General features: G+C 27.7%; 11 protein-coding genes. 10 read left to right on the plus strand and 1 reads right to left on the minus strand.

Annotated elements, in window-relative coordinates:
- The first annotated feature begins 117 nt into the window (after window positions 1–117).
- Entirely contained in the window at window positions 118–10,059 is a 9,942-nt protein-coding gene (locus Q0Y03_RS08000; RefSeq protein WP_297713311.1) for an immunoglobulin-like domain-containing protein, read from the plus strand.
- Between the two features lie 331 nt (window positions 10,060–10,390).
- On the opposite strand, the gene Q0Y03_RS08005 is transcribed toward Q0Y03_RS08000, so the two are convergent.
- The gene (locus Q0Y03_RS08005; RefSeq protein WP_297713313.1) at window positions 10,391–10,540 is read right to left on the minus strand and encodes a hypothetical protein; all 150 of its coding nucleotides are present in this window, start codon (window positions 10,538–10,540) and stop codon (window positions 10,391–10,393) included.
- 1,018 nt (window positions 10,541–11,558) lie between these two features.
- On the opposite strand from Q0Y03_RS08005, the gene Q0Y03_RS08010 reads away from it, so the two are divergent.
- From Q0Y03_RS08010 to Q0Y03_RS08050, 9 genes are all read left to right on the plus strand, one after another.
- Complete coding sequence (locus Q0Y03_RS08010; RefSeq protein ID WP_297713314.1) at window positions 11,559–12,272, plus strand: LytTR family DNA-binding domain-containing protein; 714 nt, start codon at window positions 11,559–11,561, stop codon at window positions 12,270–12,272.
- A gap of 31 nt (window positions 12,273–12,303) precedes the next feature.
- Window positions 12,304–13,584, plus strand: a complete 1,281-nt coding sequence (locus Q0Y03_RS08015) for a sensor histidine kinase (protein ID WP_297713315.1) — start codon at window positions 12,304–12,306, stop codon at window positions 13,582–13,584.
- 390 nt (window positions 13,585–13,974) lie between these two features.
- Window positions 13,975–14,592 (plus strand): hypothetical protein, encoded by a 618-nt coding sequence (locus Q0Y03_RS08020; protein ID WP_297713317.1) that lies wholly within the window; start codon window positions 13,975–13,977, stop codon window positions 14,590–14,592.
- 105 nt (window positions 14,593–14,697) lie between these two features.
- Entirely contained in the window at window positions 14,698–15,222 is a 525-nt protein-coding gene (locus tag Q0Y03_RS08025) for a hypothetical protein (RefSeq protein WP_297713319.1), read from the plus strand.
- 41 nt (window positions 15,223–15,263) lie between these two features.
- Window positions 15,264–17,231, plus strand: a complete 1,968-nt coding sequence (locus tag Q0Y03_RS08030; protein WP_297713320.1) for a hypothetical protein — start codon at window positions 15,264–15,266, stop codon at window positions 17,229–17,231.
- 123 nt (window positions 17,232–17,354) lie between these two features.
- A complete protein-coding gene (locus tag Q0Y03_RS08035; protein ID WP_297713321.1) occupies window positions 17,355–19,544 on the plus strand; it encodes a hypothetical protein in 2,190 nt (729 codons plus the stop codon).
- A gap of 49 nt (window positions 19,545–19,593) precedes the next feature.
- Window positions 19,594–20,109 (plus strand): hypothetical protein, encoded by a 516-nt coding sequence (locus Q0Y03_RS08040; RefSeq protein ID WP_297713322.1) that lies wholly within the window; start codon window positions 19,594–19,596, stop codon window positions 20,107–20,109.
- A gap of 25 nt (window positions 20,110–20,134) precedes the next feature.
- Complete coding sequence (locus tag Q0Y03_RS08045) at window positions 20,135–21,049, plus strand: hypothetical protein (RefSeq protein ID WP_297713324.1); 915 nt, start codon at window positions 20,135–20,137, stop codon at window positions 21,047–21,049.
- 370 nt (window positions 21,050–21,419) lie between these two features.
- On the plus strand, window positions 21,420–21,875 hold the full coding sequence (locus Q0Y03_RS08050; protein WP_297713325.1) for a hypothetical protein: 456 nt from the start codon (window positions 21,420–21,422) through the stop codon (window positions 21,873–21,875).
- The last annotated feature ends 130 nt before the right edge of the window (window positions 21,876–22,005 follow it).

A 22,005-nucleotide genomic window follows, 5' to 3' on the forward strand; every position in this document is an offset into this window, starting at 1 on the left:
TAATTTAATTTAATTTAAATCAAACGTACTAAGAATTTTAATTTGGCATATTAAAGCTTCTATAATATTTGATATGCCAAAAAATAAAAAATCATGAAAGGAGGATATAAAATTCTTATGAAAAGAAAAATAATTTCTTACATTTGTTTGATTGCTATGTTAACAGACTATGTTCCAGTATATGCATTGCCTAATGCTACTACTAATGTTATATCATCAGAAATAAAAGAAGAAGGTACAGAATCTAATTCAGAAAAAGATGAAAACAAAGAAACTGTTTCAGAAGAATCTACTTTAGAAGAAACAGAAAACAAAAAAAATACTTCAGAAGACCTTGCCTTAGAAGAAATAGAAAGTAAAGAAAATACTTCACAAGAACCTACCTTAGAAGAAACAGAGAATAAAACAGTATTAAAAGATTACATGTTTAATATGTATATATTAAATGAAGAGAAAGTAGTAAATAATGAAGAAGAATTGGGATTTTCAATTAGTTTTGACGAGGAAGAAAGCCAATTTATTGTAAGCAATCAATCTGAAAAACAATTATCAAAAGAAAATCTAAATACTATAATCTATAAAATTAATATATACGATAAAGAAAACAAAGAAAAATTAAATATAGAGCTTCTTGGTAGCGATACAGGTAATTCTGAAAAACTAAATATACTTAAAGAAACTAAGTATGAAATTGGTGATTCTATAAAAATAAGTTCTCTTGATCCTAAGAATGGATTAAAAATATTAGGTGATATACAAGGGAATATAAACAAAGAAAAAGAAGATTATTCTGATGGAGTTGATGATCTAGATTATATTCAAAACGTAAGATTTGAAATAACAGGGGAAGGTCTTAAAACTGTATACAATGAAGCACCAGTTATACATGGTCTTACAGATCTTAAAGATGTGAAAGATAAAAATATAGATATCTTTGAAGGAATAACAGTAACAGATGACCATGACAAAGAAATAGACACTTCTAGTATAGAAGTTAAATTAAAAGAAATTGATGAGCTTGTAACAGAAGTAACATATATAGTTACAGATAGTTGGGGAAGAACAACTTCTGGAAGTAGAACTATATCAGGAATTAAGTTAAATGATAATAGCAAAAAATGGTCATTAAATAAAAATTCTTCAGCTTCTAGCTTAAAAAATGTTCTTATTACTGTAGGTGGTATAACTTACGCAGGAGGAGAAGATACAAGATTTAAGCTAAAGTTTGACATTCCATCATCATCGATTAAGGTTACAGACGTAGATAGTAGGGTTATGAATAACCAGGTAGATGGAGAGTACTTTAAGTTTGAACTATATGATAAAGAGATGAACTTGAAAAGGTCAGTAACTTTATTAGGTAAAGATAAAAGTAACTCTGATAAGTTAAAAGCGTTAAACAACTTAAAGTATATAATTGGTGACCACATATACATTTGGCATAAAGAATCAAGTGAAAAGCTAAAAATAGATGGACCTATTGAAGATACTACTACTGAAAATGTTGAAAACAGTACTGTTAATAATGTTCTTGATTATTCGAATGGTGTTGATGAAGAAAAACTTATTAATCACAGGTTTGAAATAACACCAACTGGTTTAAAAAGCATAAAAAATACAGCTCCAGTAATAACTAATTTACCAGAAATTACTGTACCAAGAGGTGGTGAAATAAACTACTGGAATGGTGTTATAATTGATGATGATAAGGATAAATTTACAGATGATACTATAAAATCAGGTAAAGTATCTGTAGAACATACTAAAGTTGATACATCTATACTTGGAAATCATACGGTAGTTTATACAGCTACAGACTCTTGGGGACTTTCAGGAACAGCAAAAAGAACTGTAATTGTATCAGGTACAAATCCAATAGAAAGTAAGTTTATTGAAGTTTACAATAAGCAAAACGATTTAGCATTTAAAATTGGATTTGACTCTGTATCTAAAAAATATATTGTTACTAGTCCAAATGAAACTCAATTAGATACTACTACAGATAATATTGTATTTAAGTTTAGAGTATTTTCTGAAAATGGAATGTTGAAAAAAACAGTAAACATAAAAGGTAAAGACACGATAAATCAAAGGTTATTATCTAAGATAAATGGGTTTAAGTACGAAGAAGGAGACTATATAGAATTATGGTCAGAAGATCATAAAAATGGAATTAAGATTACTGGAGAAATAGCTAATACAAAACCTGAAAATTCAGGGTCTGGGGATTCAGGGTCTGGGGACTCAGGAGCTGGGAATAAAGAATCTGGAAATACGCAACCTGAGAATACAGAACCTATAAATGTAGAAAATGAAAATGTAGACAATAATCAAAATGTAGATATAAGTAATGGTATACCGGAAAGTTATGAGGATGGTATTGATAATCCTGACTACATGGACAATGTTAGATTTAAAATACTGTCAGAGGGTCTAGAGGCTGTTTACAATAAAGCTCCTGAGATTAACTTTGAAGAAATGACAGTTAAAAGAGGAGATAAAGTCGATTATCTACAGGGTGTAACTGTAAGGGATGACCATGATAGTGATGACAATGTTAGTGATGATGAAAAATTAAAAGCCAAACTTATCTATAAAAATATTGACACAAGTACAATAGGAACTAAGAGTGTTGAGTATAGACTGACTGATAGTTGGGGAAGAACAACTATAAAAAATAGAAATATAACTGTTACTGATAAAACTGCTCTAGAAGCAAATAAAATAAATGTAAAAGGTAAGAATGGAGTTATATTCTCGTTAGGTTTTGACTCAATTACTAAGAAATACATTGTAAGAGACATTAATTTGAATAATTTACCTGAAGATGTAAGTGGTAATGTGTTTAAGATGACTATATACACTAAAAATACTACTAAGACTAATGGTGATTTCACAAAAGTACAGGAAGTTATTATAACAGCAGATGATTTAAAAAATAAGAAATTTGTAAGTAAGTTTGAAGAATTACCATTTGCAGATGACGAGTATATTTCATTATGGAGTTATAATACTCGAGATGGTATAGAGGTTAAACTAAATGGAAATACCACTTATACATTTGAAGATGATGAACATATGATTAATACTCGTTTTAAAATAAATGAATCTTCTGGTTTAGAGAAGATATATAATGCTGCACCTGAAATCAATATAGATACTGATTTTTATATACTTAAAGGTAGTGACATTGATTTAGAAAATGTTGCTACTGCAACTGATGAGATTGATGGAACAATAACAAATAAGCTAATAGAAACAGGACTAGATGAAGTAGATAAAAATACAGTAGGAACATATAAAGTACACTATGAAGTATCAGATTCATGGGGAAGAACAACATCTAAAGATGTAAATATGCATGTAGTATCTAACTCAGTATCTAATGATATTGAATTCTATGGTGCTAATAATCAAAAGATATTCTCATTAATATATAACCCTATGAGAAATAGATTTGATGTTCATAAAACAGATACTGCAACTACAGTAGCAACAGGTAATGATGGTACAATCACTGATGATACAGGTAATAACGGTACAGTTACTAATGATAAAGTATTTGGACTTACTGTATTTAATAAAAACTCAGAAGAAATTCATAAAATTGAGTTAAATGAGTCTCAAGTACAAGATATTAATGAATTAAATAAAATACTAGAATTCGACGTACAAGATGGATATTACTTTAGTCTTTGGAGTGATAATCCTAAAAGAATTATGATTAAAGGAAACATGATAGGCAATATAAGTGCTAATAAAGAAGATTACACTGATGGTATAGATGATAGAGACCAGATGATAAACGTAAGATTCAAAATAACTGAAACTGGTTTACGACATATATATAATGAAGCACCGATTATACATGGTATAAAAGAACTAGAAGCTTATGCAGGAGATCCAATTAACTATTTAGAGGGGATTACTGTGTCAGATTATACCGATGGTGATATTGCCAATAGTAAAATAAAAATTACTGATAGTAATGATGAACCTTTAGATAATGTAAATGATGAAGATAAGTTAAGGATAGGTGAAAATACTATCAAATACACAGTAGAAGACAGTTGGGGTAGAAAAACTACAGAAACAACAAAGCTTACTATAAACGAAGGTATGCTAAAAAATAAAATTAGACTTCAAGGTGGGCCAGATTTAGATACTCACGAGGATATAGTGACTATTACTTTTGATACAGAAAATATGAAAATTAAACTTGACCAAGTAGATAAACCTTTTAACGAGGCAATAGGTCAGGGAACAAAGTATTATGGAATCAAGTTAATTGCCAAAGGTGGAAGTAATAAATTGCCGGAAGGTGATGATAGTATTAATAGTATTAGAGGTACTGATAGAGGGACTTCAGAAAGATTTATACCATTAAATGATTTAACTTTTGAATATGGTGATAAGTTTGAACTATTTGCATGGCATCCACATAGACTTGAAATAGATGGTAAAGTTATAGATGCAAGGGAAGATTATACTGATGGATTTGATATCCCTATGAACTTAACAAATGCACAATTTGAAATAACTCGTAGTGGATTAAAATCGATATATACTGAAAAAGTAAAACCAACAGGTAATCGAAAAAATATATTTGCAGCAATTGCACCAGAAGGATATGTTTTCCAATATTCCATTGAACCAGGACATGACGTCGAAGATGGAGGAAAAATAAAAACGATTAAAAAAACTAGCTATTCTATGTGGTATGAAAAGGGTGCTAAGAATGTTGCCAAAATAGCTATATATGATAAACATGGAAATGTTAAGAAAGAGCATACTTATAACGGAAGTGTTAATGGTAATACTATTGGGGAGAACTTTCATAATTTTGTGTATAAAAATGGAGACTATTTATTTTTACAACATATGGATCCAAAAAGATTTGCAATATATGGAAATGTAAAAGGTCAAAAAGAAGATTATAGTGATGGATTTGAAGAAGAAATAGATATGCGAAATACAATATTTAGATTTACTTCGGAAGGTCTAGAAGCTGTATATAATGAGGCTCCAAAGATTAATGGTATAGAAGATACAGTAGCATATTTAGGAGAAGCCTTTAAACCATTAGAAGGTGTTAGTATAACTGATGAAGATAAGTGGCTAAGAATACCTGAGGTTGTTAATACAAACGTAGATATAACCCAAATAGGAGAGTATAAAGTTGGATATAGATCAAGAGATAGCTGGGGAAGAGAAACTACAGCAACAAGAAAAGTAACTGTAGTTCCAAGAATTTATGACAATAGATTTAAAATTTACTCAGATAGTGAATCAGAGAGTCAACCAGATGGTGAATCAGACGGTCAATCAGATAACAACTCAGGCAGTGATTCTGAAATAATTAATGCTGTTGATGGTGAGAATTCTAATGGTGCTCCTAGTGATACTGAAAATCCTACTAAAGAACCTATTTTTGAAATTGGTTTTGATCCTCTTACAAAAAAATATAAAGTATATAACCCAAAGCCTGATAAGTTATCAGAACAATATTCAGACGATACAGCATTTTATATAGAAATAAGGGATGAAGGAGGAGGAACAAAAGCTAAGGTTACTCTAACAGGTAATGATAGAGGTACTTCTCCTAAATTAGAGGGGATAAATAAGATTACCTATGAAACTGATGATACTATTCAAGTTTATAGAAGAGATTACCAAAATGGTATAAAAATAACAGGAACAATAAATGGAAATGTAAATGTTGATCAAGAAGATTATAGTGATGGTATTAATGACCCAGATTATATGAACAATGTTAGATTTACAGTTAAAGAAGATAAGTTAGAAACTGTATATAATGAGGCAGCTGAAATAACTGGTAGTTCAGAAGATACTATTATAAATAATACTACTATAACGAAGGGGAGTTTAGTTAATTTACTAAAAAACATTCAAGTAAGTGATGATAACAGTGATTTAACACATGAAAATATAGACATTTATTTAGATGGAAATCCAATTGAAAAAGACCATACATTTGATCAAGTAGGTAAATATAAATTGAGCTTTATGCTTGTTGATAGCTGGGGAAGAGTAACTTTAAAAGAAGTTGATATATCAGTTGAATCAAAAGTTAAATTAAATGATATAAATGTTTATGATAATAGTGGAAACATAGGATTAACAATAGGGTTTGATACAGCACAAGATAAGATTATTGTAAAAAAAGCATCAATTACGGCTACTAATACAGTTAAATCTTCTAATAACGACACAAGTCATTTTACAATGACTGTTAGAGGTAAAAAAGGTGAGGAAAAATACTCTATTGCTTTAAATGGTAATCGAGAACATGATAGATTAGAATTAGCAAAAATCCATCAACAAAACTATAGTATATATGACACTATAAGTTTAAATGCGACTGATGAGAATGGTGTAAAGATAACTGGAACAGTTGTTGGTACTGATTTTAATTATGATGAAGGATTTGGAACTACCGAAAAATATAACGAAGTTAGATTTATGATAACTGATGATGGATTAAAGGAACTAAAAACTGATGTTCCTATGTTATCTGGAATAGGTGAAGTAACCATAAAAAGAGGTGAAGAGATAAACTTCATGGATGGTGTACATGCAGAGACAGACGATGTACATGATGAAGACTATACTATAACTGTTAACCCAAATGGATTTAACAACATGGTAGAAGGTGATTATACTGTAAAATATAATGTAACAACTAACCGTGGAGTTAAAGCAACATATGATAGAAAAGTTATAGTTGAACCTAGAACTGAATTAGAATCATTTAAATTAAAAATAAATAAAGGATCTAATGAAAATAAGAAAAACATATTAACAATAGGATTCGATACAATTACCAATAAGTTAAGGGTAATAAATCATTCTGAAACTGATGTTATGCCAGGAAGTCCATCTGAGGTATCACTTAAATTAAGTGCATACAATGAATCAGGTTCAAACATTGCTAATATAGAATTAAAAGGAAATGACCCTATTAGTCAAGAGTTTGTAGGTAAAATTAATAATTTTGCCTATCAAGAAGGCTATAGTTTATCTATATGGTATGAAGAAACTGAAAATGTGATTATAGATGGTAATATACAAGATAACTCAGGAAGTAATACAGAAGGTAACACAACGAACTATAATCAAGGTACAACTAATACTATCGATATACAGAATTCAAGATTTACTATAAAAGAAGATGGATTAGAATATGTATATAATGCAGCCCCAGTAATAACAGGTAATGATAATGATCTTGTTTATTACAAAGGTCAAATTTTAGATCCATTTAAAGATATTAGTATAACAGATGATCATGATAAGAATATAACTACTTATGATATAACATATGATGATACAAATGTAGACTTAGATCAACCTGGTAATTATACAATGAAATATATTGCTGAAGATAGCTGGGGAAGAAAATTAGAAGTTACACGTACTATTGTTGTAAAATCAGGATTAGGTTTAAATAAGATAGAATTTTATGCTTTAAATAATTCAACTACTTCGCAAAGAAATACTACAGAAAGTACTACAAATAATAAAGTATTTGATATTGGTTTTGAAGATGGTACAGTAAAAATAAGCAACATATCTGACTTACAACTTGACTCAAGTAAACCAAGTGAGAAAGTAGTAACTATAAAAATATATAATAAGTATATGGAAGTTGTAAAGGAAGCTACATTGACAGGTAATGCTAATGGAAGACATGAAGAGTTGGATAATCTAGCAGAGTATAATATAAAAGCTGATGATTTTATATCCATAGAGGGTGTTTCAAAAGAGTTTGCGCAAAATGGTATAAAAATCACAGGAACTGTACTTGATGAAAGAGAACCTTATTCTGATGGTATAAATAATATGGACAATATCAACAATGTAAGATTTAAATCTACAGAGTTTGGATTACAATCTGTATATAATGAAGCTCCAACTATAACTTTTGAAGGAGATTATTTAGATGCACTTTTAGGTGATGGAAAAGACATTGATTTTACGAAAGGTGCAACTATAAAAGATGACCATGATATATTAGATGGAGATAATATAGAAGTAAAAGGTTTAGAAAATGCAGACCATATTGGAGAGTATGAAGCTACCTATATAGTTACAGACTTATGGGGAAGAGAAACTAAAGCAGAAAGAAAGGTATATTTATACAATGCATTAGATTATGATACACTAGAATTTATGGGACATCGTGACCCTAGCGATCATGAAAATGTAGAAGTAGCCTTAAAGATGAAATTTGATACAAAGAATATGAAAATTAGAGTATCACATGGAGAAGATGTATGGTTTAGAAAAGGTAATAACTCAAATACCCAATATAAAGTTATATTACTGGATGAACATGGCAGTGAAGTAATCTCTAGACATGTAATAGGTTCTGATAAAGCTAATGATGATAATATTGGTTTTAGAGAATTAGATAATGTTGATTTTAAATATGGATATAAGATTAAACTATTTGCATGGCATCAAGATTTATTAAGAATACAAGGTCCTGTAAGAAATGCTAGAGAAGATTATTCTGATGGTGCTCAACTAGGAGATAGTTATACAAACGTAGAATTTAAAATAACTGAATCTGGTCTAGAATCTATTTATACTCAAGATAATTTATTAGATCGAGAGAAGACTAATATCATAGCACCTAGTTCTAGAGAAGGACATCCATTTAAACTTAAGATTGATACTAATGATAGAACTATTAAAGGATATGAAGGTAAAAAGTATAGTATAGAATATGGAACAACTGAAAAAGCAATAGAGATTATTTTATATGATGGAAATACTTATGAAGAAAAGGGTAAAATAAGCATGAGAGGTAATGAGCATGGTAGCTCACAAACAGCAAATAACTTAAATAGAAGCTTTGAATATGGAGACTATATAACAGTATGGCATAGAACACCTAAGAATCTCTCTATAAAAGGAAAAATTATAAATCAAAAAGAAGATTATTCTGATGGTATAGATGATGAAGAGTACATGACACATGTAGCATTTAAATTAACCGAAGAAGGAATGCAATCTATCTATATGGCACCTCCAACAATAAGCGGTGCAGAAGATAAAGTATTCATTAAAGGTGATGATATTAATGATGAGGATTTAAAACAAAATGTAAGTGCAATAGATGTGGAAGGAAATGATTTAACAAATAATATAGCGATGACTCACAATATAGATACAAAATATGCTGGACTTTATGATATTAGATACTCAGTTACAGATAGTAATGATGTATCAACTTCTGTTACATCAACAGTACAGGTTCAAGCAAAGCCTGAAATAAATGTTAACAGAGGTAGAGAGACTATAGAATTAAACAGTTTAACTGGTCTTACTCAAGAAGAGATAGTGAATCGTCTTAAAGATATAGTTACTGTTATAGATGAAGAAGATGATGCATTAAATAAGCCTGTTAAGTTAGAAGTTACGGCTGTTAATGGTGTTCTTAATTCAACTGAACTGGATTCAACTAAACTAGAAGGAACTAGCACTGTAACATATAAAGCAACAGACTCAGATGGTAATATAAGTGAAAGAGATGTTAAAGTAACAATTATTAGAACTATAAATGTTTCAGTCCCTACAGTTATACCATTCCAATTGGTTACTAACTTAAAGGATAAAAACGCAGAGTCGTTTGTTTCAGGAGTTCTTAAACTTAAGAATAACAATACAAGTCCAGTTCAAGTATCGCTTAAGTCCTTTAATAAACGAGCTGACTCAGGTGAGCTTGAATTAGTAAATCCAAATGGTATTGATTGGAATGAGTTATCTAGTGATGAAACTATGAGAAAGATGGCTTTAGGAATGTATCACAAATCAGGACTTGATGATACTCAAAGTGCAATAGAATCTAAAGAGAATCCTTTATGGTTAACAGATAATATGAATACTGAAAAATTATTAGGAACACTACCAAGAGCGACAAAAATTAGTGAGCCTTCAGAAGTAAAGCTAAGCTTTACAAGTAAGCATGGTAAAAACTTCAAAGGAGGAACAGCTACAGGTAAGTTTGATTTAGTGTTCAAATTTGAATAAAGTATTAAAATTAGTCTATCTAAAAATAAAAAGATAGTTCAAGATACTAAACTGTCCCCTTTGTCAAGGACATTAAAAAAGTAGACTAATTTAAAAGATGATTTCTGTATTAAACAGGAGTCATCTTTTTCTATTGCATTAGGCACTAGAATATATTCAATATAAAATAGATTAAAAATATAAAATAAAAAGACAATCACTACTGCAAAAGAGTGATTGTCTTTTTGTTGGTAAAATATATAATAAGATAAAATGTTAATTTGAAGTGAATTAGTTCACTTCAAATTTAGTAAATCATAATAATTATAAAATTTCAATTATATACAAGTAATTAAAAACTAACTAAATATTCATCATTTCCAATACCTTTAATATTTATATTATTGGTCTTTAAGAAATCAATAAACTTATCTAAAGTTTCCAAAGAAGAAAAGTCTACTTTTAATATTAGTTCATTTTTATTAATTTCGCTTGTATTCACGTATATCCCCCCTAAAAATAAATTAATCAATATTATTATAAATTTATATAAATATTAATTTCAAATGTAATTATTGGATGTGAAAATTATCCAATACTGTAAAAAGACAATCATATATTTTAAAATATGATTGTCTTTTGAAAGGGTCGTAGTGTGTAAAGTTTGATTTTAATAAAGTTATTACAATAACAGATTATCATATAATTTAATAAAATTTTTTAAAATAAGTTTAATTGTATAAAAAATAGCGTAAAAAGATTAATATATAATTATTACTTTAGTAAAAAATATATACAGTTAAATATTTAAATAAAGTAAAAAATTTCATTTTACAAAAAGATTAATTTATAGTAAACTTTAAAGCGTTCCGGAAACTTTCACATGGCTTAAAAGTGTGATGAAGTGCTTAAGAAAACATAAAAAACTACGTAGAATTTTCTATGTAGTTTTTTTATATGAATATTAAAATTTGCCTATTTATAGTTAAAAAATTACTTTACTAATAATGTATAATTGATTAAAATTGTATATAACTGTGTTGTTTATTAATCCTAAAATTAGATAAAATTCGACAAATGTTAAAAGGAAATAATTATATTATAAAGAGTAGCGTTGATAGAAAAGTAAAAAATTAAAAAAAAATACATATAAAAGAATGTTTTAAGGGTAAAATTAGTAGTTTAAAGACAAAAATAATTAATTTTAAGAAAATAAAGTTATAATAAACATGATTATGCAATGATTATATAATAATCAATATCAATCCATGTGTTGTAAAATTATAATTAGAGATTTTGCTTAGGAGCATTATTAATAACAATGTAAATTTAATCTAGATTTACAAATGGATTGATTTACAAAAAAGAGGTCAACAATGAAAACTATTCTATTCACCCTTTAGAGTAGTTTTTATTTTATATAAAATTATTTAATGGTGTTGAAAAATATTAAATAATTTGATTTAATCTAAATAATAAAATAGTTAAAGTGTTGTTTTGTTAAAGGAGAGTTATTACAAATGAAAATAGCTGTATGTGATGATAATGAAATACAATTAGATTTAATGAATAAGTATATTAAAGAATGGGCTAAAAAGGGGAAAGTAGATATATATATTGATACATTTAAAAGTGCAGAAGAATTTTTATTTAAATGGGAAGATTATCAAAAATACGACATTATATTTTTAGATATAGAAATGCAAATGATGTCAGGGGTTGAATTATCTAATATAATTAGAAAACGAAATAAAATTGTAGATATAGTATTTGCCACAGGTATATTTAAATATGCTCTCCATGGATATAAAGTAGGGGCATTACAATATTTACTGAAACCTATAAAAAAAGAGGATATAGCTGAGTGTTTAGATAATACTAAAAATAGAATAAAAGATGAAAATGATATTTCTAAGTATATAACTATAGAGATGCCTAAAAAAAGTATGAAATTAAACTATGATAATATTCAATATTGTATTATGTTTTCTCCATACATAGATATTCACACTACTTCAGATAAAATTACACTTAGAAAAAAAATAAGTGATATAGAGGCCTTGTTACCAAAGGAAACATTTATAAGATGTCATAGATCTTATTTGGTAAATTTAAAATATATAAAAACAGTAACTAAAGATAATATTATATTAGATAGTGGAGTAAAAATACCTATAAGTAGGGGGAAATATAATGAAGTTAATGATGCATTTATAAATTATTTCTGTGAATAAGCATATAAAAACTTTATATAGGAGAAGACAAATGGAGAAAAATATAATATATGAGATTATAAACAGTTTTATAGGGGTATTTATGCCAGTATATTTTATCAATAAAATGATACCCAGTAATAATAAAACTAAATACATATTATATAGTTGTTTAACGTTTATATTATATATATTAATATTAATATCAAGCTATAATTACTCTATAAATATTTATTTACAATACTCGACATGTATAATACCTTTATCATATTTGATATTATCTAAAGAAGGTAGTTTATGGGAAAAAATATTTTGTATATCTTTTTATATATCTGGAATGTCTATAATATTAGCTATTTGTATAACAGAAATTGAATTGATGAAAAAATTTGGAGTTGTCCTTTCTGTTAAAAATATTTTTATACAAAGCTTTTGGTTTATGATGTTAGTTAGAAGTTTAGATTTAATATTTATATATATAGTTTCTAAAAGTATGGATTTTTTAAAATATATAAGTGGAAAAATGTTGTTAATGCTAAGTATTGTCTTTATAGGAAATGCAATGATAGCAGATTTTATTGTAGAATATACAGTAAAGGGTTTACAACCTTCAGGATATTTTTTTATTGTTATTAGTTTAGGGTTATTATTTATTCAAATTGCAACTTTTTACATATTAAATACTATTTCTAAGATTATAGAAGAAAAATTTATTTTAGAAGTCAAGTTAAAAAGTAAGCAAAATGATGAAGATATAATGAGGATGCATAAAGAAATAAGAGGGTGGAGACATGATATGAGGAATCATGTTAACACAGTTTTAGGGTTGCTTGAAAGAAATCAACTTAATAAGGCTATTGAATATATACATGAAATAGATAAAGTAACTAGTGAGTTTGAGAAATTGAGATATACTGACAATATAGCAGTTGATTCCATTTTATCAAGCAAAATTAATTTGGCTAAAGAAAAGGGTGTAGAAATTGGGTTAGAATTAAATGTATCTTCTGAGATAAAGTTATCTAACGTAGAGATATGCACTTTGCTTGGAAATTTATTGGATAACTCTATTGAAGCCTGTGAGAAGGTTGAAAAAAATAAATTTATAACTTTGAAAATATTAGGTATAGATGATAAGTTAATTATCAGAATTAGAAATAGTACTAATGGAAGCTTGAAGGAAGTTGGTGGGATTTTTAAAACTACTAAGATTCGTGGTATGCATGGAATTGGTCTTTCTCAAATAGATAGTGTTGTAGAAAAGTATGGGGGATATATAAAAAGAGTTCATGAAAATAATATCTTTGATACAGCTATAATGATAAACTATTAAAATAAATTTAAATAAGTATTGATTAAACATTTAGTATCTAGTAATTATAGGAGATTAAGATGATTGTTAGATATTAGATGTTTTTATATTTATGTGTAGTTTTGTTCTTACTATAAGCAGTATATATGGTGAAATGGCAGTTATGAATATTCTTGTTTAGAAGTAAAAATATAGATTTAATGACAGTTTTGTGAAAAGAATTAGTAAATATTAAAGAGTTAGATTTATAGATAAGCTATTTGATATAAAAATACGACAATTTACGACAAAATGTATTAAAATAAAAAAATATATATTATTATAATGTCATGATGAATATTGCTGTGCGCGCAGTGATATAAAATAAATGATTAAATAATGAATTATTAAATAATGGAGGGAATTTTTATTATGAAAAAGAAATTATTATCAGTATTAATGGCAGGAGCTTTAGTAGCAACAAGTTCAGTAAATGCATTTGCTACAGGTAAAGATTATGTAGTTTCAGAGGGAGAAGGACAAGATGCACAAATAGAAGTAATAGGGAATATTGCAGATGAACAAAACCAAGTAGTGCCAGGTACTATAAGTGTTACAGTTCCAACAACTACAGCTTTTACAGTTGATAAAGATGGGAAGTTAACAGCTCCAGACATAAACATTAAAAGTGATGGAGAAGAAGCTGTTGAGGTAATTGCATATAGTTTTAAAGATACTACAAAGGGTAGTAAAATAACAGTTGTAAGTGAAAGCGATGCTAGACAGTCAAATGCAGAGAGAACAAAAGTTTCTTTAAATCTTCAAGGGAATGAGAATACTGTTGCTTTAATGTCAGAAGAAGGATCTTCAAAAGGGATATATAATCTAGATGGTAGTGCTGCTCAAGAAAATGCTGTAATAGGAACTGTAAAAGCTAGTCAACCATTAAGTTTAAAGTTAACAGGATATGCAGGAACTGCAAATGATTCTCTTACAGAAGCGGTAAGTGATAATTTTACATTAGTATTAAAACTTAAAAAATCAAGATAAATTTAAAAATAAATAAAAACATTAAAATTCCATAATAATGTAAATTATTATGGAATTTTAATAGATATGGATCAAAGTAAATTCTAAAAGAAAGGAAGTATCATTATGAGTAATAAAATAGTAAAAAAAATTAATGTTAAAATTATAATAATAATATTGTTACTTTTAGCTGTTGCGTCTGTAGGAACATATTATGTATATAATAAAAATAAAAGTAAAAATACAACTTCTGAAAATGGTGCAGCAATTTCAGGTTATGTTCTTTCAGATGGAGCAGAACCAGGTTTATCTGATGAAGAAATAAGAGAATTATTACAAAAACAAGTAGATGAATCAAGCATTTCTTTTAGTATTTCTTCAGATCCTGTATTTAAAAATAAAAGAGCTTTCATTGTTATGGCTAATCCAAGATATAATGCATATGACATAGATTATGTTATAACTGTTAATGGAAAAGAAATAATAAGAACAGCTAAAATAGCACCTAACCAATATATTGAAGAGGTTGAATTAAGAGAAGCTTTACCTAAGGGGACTCATAGTGGTGAAGCGCTTGTAACTGGTTATAATAGAGAAACAGGTGAAAAAGTAGGAGAAACTATAGTAGAAGTTACAATAACATCTCAATAATTTTGTATTTATATAAAAATAAAAAATGAAGGAGGTGGAGTATGAAAAGAAATAAGATTTTGAAAATTTTATTTAGTAAGGGGTTATATTCTATATTATCAATTTCAATTACTGTAACTATGCTTAGTGGAATTACTGTAATTTTAAGAAATGATATAAAAGAGATTAAAGCATATGTCAGATCGATTATAGAGGGTGATCCTAATTATAAAAAAGTACAGGAATCCGTAAGTGAAAGTATGCATAGAGGGGTTATTGATATTGAAGCTTTTGCTGAGGACACAAGTGAAGAAAAAACTATAACTTCTAGTGGAGTTCAGAATGGTTATGACAATTTTACTCCAAGTAATAATAGTAGTACTTCAAATAACTCATCTAGTACAAATAATAGTAGTTTAAATAGTACATCAAGTAGTAATTCCAATAATAGCGCCAATAAAGAAGAAAGCTTTGTTGATAAATCAGCTTTCTCTGGCCAAGATGTAATCATTTCTGAAGGACAACCTTTTAATCCTATGAATGCATTACAACTTTCAGCTACAGACATAGATGGTAAAAACATAACTAATTCAATAGTTATAGAAGAAAATAATGTAGATATATATAAACCAGGAGTTTATAATGTAAAAGCATACATAGAACTAAAAAATAATGTGAGATTAAACAAAAAGTTTGTAGTAAGAGTAGAACCAACAGTATTAGATTTAGCAGTTAACAATGTTGAAACTTCAAAAATAGAGTTGCAAAAAAATGAAAAGTATAACATGAACTTTGATGTTTACTCATCAAAAAGCTATTTAGATGTAGAAAAAGTTGTTATAAATAAAGAAGAATATGAAGTTAACAGAATATCTCAAGAAAATATAGAAAGATATGAAGTTAACTTAGAAGCAAGTTCTAAAGCAGGAACTACTACTTTAAAATTACAAAAAGTAATTATGTCAGATGGTACTGTAGTTGATACTGACAAAAAAGTCAATGTAGAAGTTTTAAAAGAGGATGCATATTTAACTAATGTTGTTGTGGAAGATAGAAGTAGTGATACAGGAAAGATTAAAGTAGCCTTTCAGCTGATGGATATTGACGATACTATAAAAGATCCTAAAATTCATATATATAATGAAAAAAATGAATTAGTAGTAGAAAAAGAATTTAAGGAAAGTACTACTTTACCGTATACGAAGCTTTCTACTACGATCAATGTGGATAAAGCTGGAGATTATATAGTTAAGGTTGTTGCTAGTAGAAATATTTTAGAAAATGAAGATAAGATTTACGATAATTCAAAGATAGTTGAGTTGCTTTCTAAAGAGATTTCAGTAAATTTAGAAAAATCAGAAGTGGATAATAAAGATGAAACTTTAGAACAGTCAGATAGCACTGAAGATTTACCACTTGAGGAAAGTGAAGGCTATTCTTTAAAAGCTAGAAGGGCAAGAAATTCAGCTACAGATGTAAGTATAAATGATTCAACTTCTCATAATCATCAAATTGCTATAACAGGAAATATTGCTGATTATAAAAATGAAATAAAACCTGGAACAGTACAAGTTGTAGTACCAACAACTGCTTCGTTTAAGGTTGATAATAATGGAAACTTTACAGCACCATCTATTATAATTAAAAATAATGGAGAGGAAGCAGTAGATGTTTATGCATATAAATTTATAGATGTAAATGGAACAAGTGGCATAAATATTAAAAGTGAACAAAATGTTACCGAAAATCCAGAGGTTACAGCAAGAAATAATATATCATTAAATATTTCAGGAAGATTTTCAACAGCTTATTTTAAGAGTGAAGATACAAATTCAGGCAAGAATGGCGTTTATGAAGATTCTAATTTAACAAAAATTTCTGAAAATGGTATAAAAATATCGACAGTACATGCGAATTCAAGTGATAAATTAACTTTAAATGGAAAAGCAGGAAAAGAAAGCTCAGGAATTGATACAGCTATAAAAGATACATTTACTTTAATATTAAAAATTAAAAAATCCACAAATTAATAATGTTAAAAATCAACTTAATAAATGTATAGCTGTATATATTTTTAAGTTGATTTTTTTGCAACAGAAAATTTTAGCAAAGCATAAAATTTTTAGAAAATATGATTTGTGGGGATGTGAGATATGAAAAAGGATAAGATTATAAATAACTTAAAAGAAGTACTTACTAATAAAAAGAAACGTTCAATGTTATTAATTATAAGTGCTGTTGGAATTATTTTCACAGTTTTAATATTTAAAGCGGACTACATAAAGTCTGTAATTGATGGTGATCCTAACTATGAAAAGCTAAAAGAAAAGATGGCTGTTTATGCTTATAGAAAGACTATTAGTTTAGAAGAGTTTGAAGAAGGTGGAAAGCTAGTTGAAGATAGCTCAGATAAACCGAAAGGTCCTATAACGGCAGCAAATGTTTTAGGAGGATTTGATCAATATACTCCAACTTCAGTTACAAATGATGATTCGGATGAGAATAGCAATAGTAATTGGAGTGGCACTAATATAAATAATACAAATACAAGTAATGATGTAAATAACACTAATTCTAATAGCACAACTAATAACACACAAGGACAATCTAATGTTAATAAAGAAGAAGCTATCATTGATAAATCATCATTTACAGGGAAAGACGTAATTGTTTTAGAAGGAGAGAAATTTGATCCATTTGAAATATTACAATTATCTGCTAGAGATATAGATGGAAAAAACATAACTAATAAAATAGTTATATCAGAAAATAATGTAAATATATATAAACCTGGATTGTATGATGTAAAAGCTAATGTTGAGTTAAGTGATGGTAGAAAGCTTTATAAGGAGTTTTTAGTAAGGGTAGAACCAGTAAAACTGCAATTAGCAGTAAAAGATATTGAAGTTTCAAAAGGGATTTTACAAAAAAAAGAAATGTATAATATGAGCTTTAAAGTAAATTCATCGAAAAATTACTTAGATATAGCTACAGTTAATATTAATGGAAAAGAGTATTATCCTAATAAAGTTGCTACAAGAGGCTTCTTTAATAAGTATGATACATATTCAATTCAATTAGTAGCAAGTGATAAAGCTGGAATTGAAAATATTAATTTCAATACTATAACTATGTCAGATGGAACAGTAATTGATATTAATGAATTTACAAGTATAGAAGTTTTAAAAGATAAAGCAACTATAAGTGATGTACTTATAGAAAAAGTAGAAAGTAATAGCGGAGAAGTTAAAATATCATTTGAAATTAAAGATGTTGATGATACTATAAAACAATCTAAAATTTATGTGTATGATGAAGATGGAAATATAATAATTGAAGAAGAAGTTGAAAAAAATAAAGCTATAAACTCTATATTAAATGTAGCTGAAAATGGAATATATACAATAAAAATTATTGCAGATGAAAAAATTGAACTTGTAACTGAAACTACTAAAGATGCAAAGAAAATAGAACTATATTCAACATCACTAGAAATTGATGCTGTAGAGATTTCATCTGAAAGGCCTAAAGAGAATAATTTAGAAATAAAAACATATACGGGCGCTACAGATGAAAGTGAAGGTCAAAATGGAAGCGGTGATTCTCCTGGAGATGGAAGTCAAGGTCCAAATGATGGAAGTGATACTCCTTCAGAAGGAGATCAAGATCAAAATACTGATAATGATTCATCATCAGGTGGAAGTGAAGATCCAAATGATGGAAGTGGTTCTCAGTCAGATGGAAATCAAGAACAAAATGGTGGTAATGACTCTTCTACAAATGAAAACACTAGTGGATATGAACAAAAATATAGTACTGGTGACAAATTGACTGCTGAAATAATGACAAAAGGTAAAATGACTAATGATGCAGGAGAAACTCCTAAGAAAACTATTAGTGTAACAGTTCCAACTATGGCTAATTTTACTGTAGATAAGGATGCGAATTTTATTGGAACAACATTAAATATCACTAATAATGGTGAAGTTCCTGTAAGTATAAGTGTAGGAAATTTTATAGATGTTAATGGAGATTCTGGAATAAAGTTAGTAACTGATTCATCAGTTAAAAGTAATGCTTCAAGAACAAGCTATAAAAGAAATGAAATTAATTTATATGTTGAAGGGCAAAATAATAAGCGTATCTATCTAGGAGATAGAAACTTATATCCTAAATTAGGTCAGACTGTTGTAACTGAAGAACAAAAAGAAATAAGTAAGGTTTTGACTGGCAAAAGTTGTCAAATAAAATTATCTGGAGAAGCTGGAACAAGTGCCTTAGATAGCAATGAACCAATCCAAGATAGGTTTACATTGATTTTAAAAATTAAAAAAAGTTCATAAATTTTAAGTCTTATTATATTTAGTAAATATATAGAAGGGATAATAAAAAATGAAATTTAATTTAATGAAAAAAAATATTAAGCTTTTTGTAGGGGTTTTTATTCTTATAGGAGTAGGTATTGCTTGTGGATTAGGCTTAAATGTATATAAAAATAATTTTGGACAAGTAACTGGAGCAATAATAGAAGAAGGAGTTATACCTGGATATACAGCGGAACAAATTCAAGAGATTATGCAAAGAAAAGCAGATGAATCAACATTTTCTTTTGAAATTAACTCAAGACCTATATTTGAAGATGGAAAGTCTGAAGGTAATTTAAGAATTTATAATCCTGCATATAATAGTTACATAATAGATGTAGAAATAAAATTAGACTCAAATAACCAAACAATATTTAAAAGTGCTAAACTTAAACCAAATCAATATATAGAAAATGCAAAATTAAGTAAAAAGCTTAAAAAAGGTGAGTATGAAGCAACAGCGACTATAAATGCTTATGCTGATGATGGTGAAACCTTATTAGGAGTATCAGCAGCTAAGCTAGTTATATCTATTGAAAATTAAAATTAGTGAAGGGGGGAAATGTTAGATGATAAAAAAGAAAAGCTTAATCTTGAGTTTGGTAGTTATTTTATTAAATTTTCCTACACAAAGTTTTTCATATTCACTAAATAATTTTCAACAACTTGCTACTTTAAATCAAGAATCAGGTGAAGGTTCCAGTGGAAGTTCTAGTGAAAATTCAAGTGGAGAATCAAGTGGAGAATCAAGTGAAGATTCTACTGGAGGAGAAGATGGAAATTTACATGTAACTGAACCTGTGAGTGATAGTGTAGAACTAGATGGAGCGATAGGGCAATGGGAGCCTGGTAATAATCAGTTACCGAATTTTAATGCTGATGATTTAGAGGTTAGTGAAAATAAGCCAGAAAATGGACAGTATTTTACAATATCAGCTACTGTTCCATTACAAATGGATTTTTTAATAAAAAATGAAAATGAAAATGGAAGTTCTCCTAACGGTAAATTTATCACAGCTTATTACAAGGTTAAAAATAATGGATCATATCCACTATATATTGAAGTTGAGTCATTTGAGACTGCTCAAGGCACTAGAACTTCTGATTTAGTAGATAAACCATTGGAAAAATTATATGTTGAAGAACCTATAAAAGGAAATAACAAAGTTGAAATGAGATTACATTTAACATATGATAGACCTTCCAATTCATATTTAAACAGAGTTGATTTGCATAATTTAAATAAAAATGCAAAAGCATCAATAAGAACTTTAGGGACAATAGATCCAAATGAAGAAGCTAGATTATATTATGGAAGTGATTTATGGGAAACGCCTAAAAGTGAAGATATTACAACAGGAGTTGAATCAACATTTAAACTTAAGTTAGCTTTTTCTCTAAAAAAAGATACTAACGATAATACTAATAGTGAAGGTAACACTGATACTGGTACTGAAGGTAATAGTGATACTATTACACAATAGGATAATTTAATCTTCTATACCAACCTATAGCTCAAAAAGAAATAATGCCCTTATGGAAACGGAAATAATAAATGAGCTAAAAGTAAATAAGCAGAATTTTCACTTTTTAAGTAAATTCTAGACATATATTTGCATATGGAAAGTCAGAAGATTATGGAACAAGAGTGACAATAACTTCATATGATATAGAAACAAAAAAGTTTTAATGTAGTATTTAAGTTTGACTAAAAATTTTAAAGTTGGCTATGAGAAGATAGTATTTCATAGCCAACTTTTTTGAAGTAAGTATTATTTTTATGTATTAAATTATTTATATTGAAAAAAATAAGGTGTGGAAAATAATAAAAATATTTTACAGAGAGGTGAAAATATGAAAATAGATAAGAAATATAAAGTATCAGTAATAGCTTTATTAGGAATAGTTTTATGTGTATTTATATTTTTTATAATTAGTAAAAAGGGAGTTAAAAACCAAGATTTAAATAGTCCTGTTAAGGAATTGCCATTAAAAGTAGAGTCAACTCCATTAAGTTTTAGTATAGTAAATACACCAGAAGGTAATATATTGGAATGTGTTTATAAAAATGATTCTGAAGAAGATATATCTAGGATTGTTTTAGAAGTTAAACTTAAAGATACTGGAGAAATAGTAGAACTTAAATATAATGACATTGTAAAGGCTGGAAAAGAATCAGCTAAATTTACTGGAAAAGGGCCAGCAAGTGGTAACGTAGAGGATGTAGAAGTATTAAAATATAAAATATCCACAAGAAATGGTACATATATGGAGTATGATACAGAATTAAAACAATATAATTGGTCGTAAAGATAATTATTGCAATTTAAATCAAAAATTACGCAAATTAAATCAAAAATTATGCAATTTAAGTATAATATTAATATAAAAATACACTTAGTGATAGAATATAAGCTATATACTAAGTGTATTTTATTTT

Origin of the sequence: Clostridium sp., from assembly GCF_026168755.1 — a bacterium.
In the GTDB taxonomy this organism is placed as follows: Bacteria; Bacillota; Clostridia; order Clostridiales; family Clostridiaceae; genus Clostridium.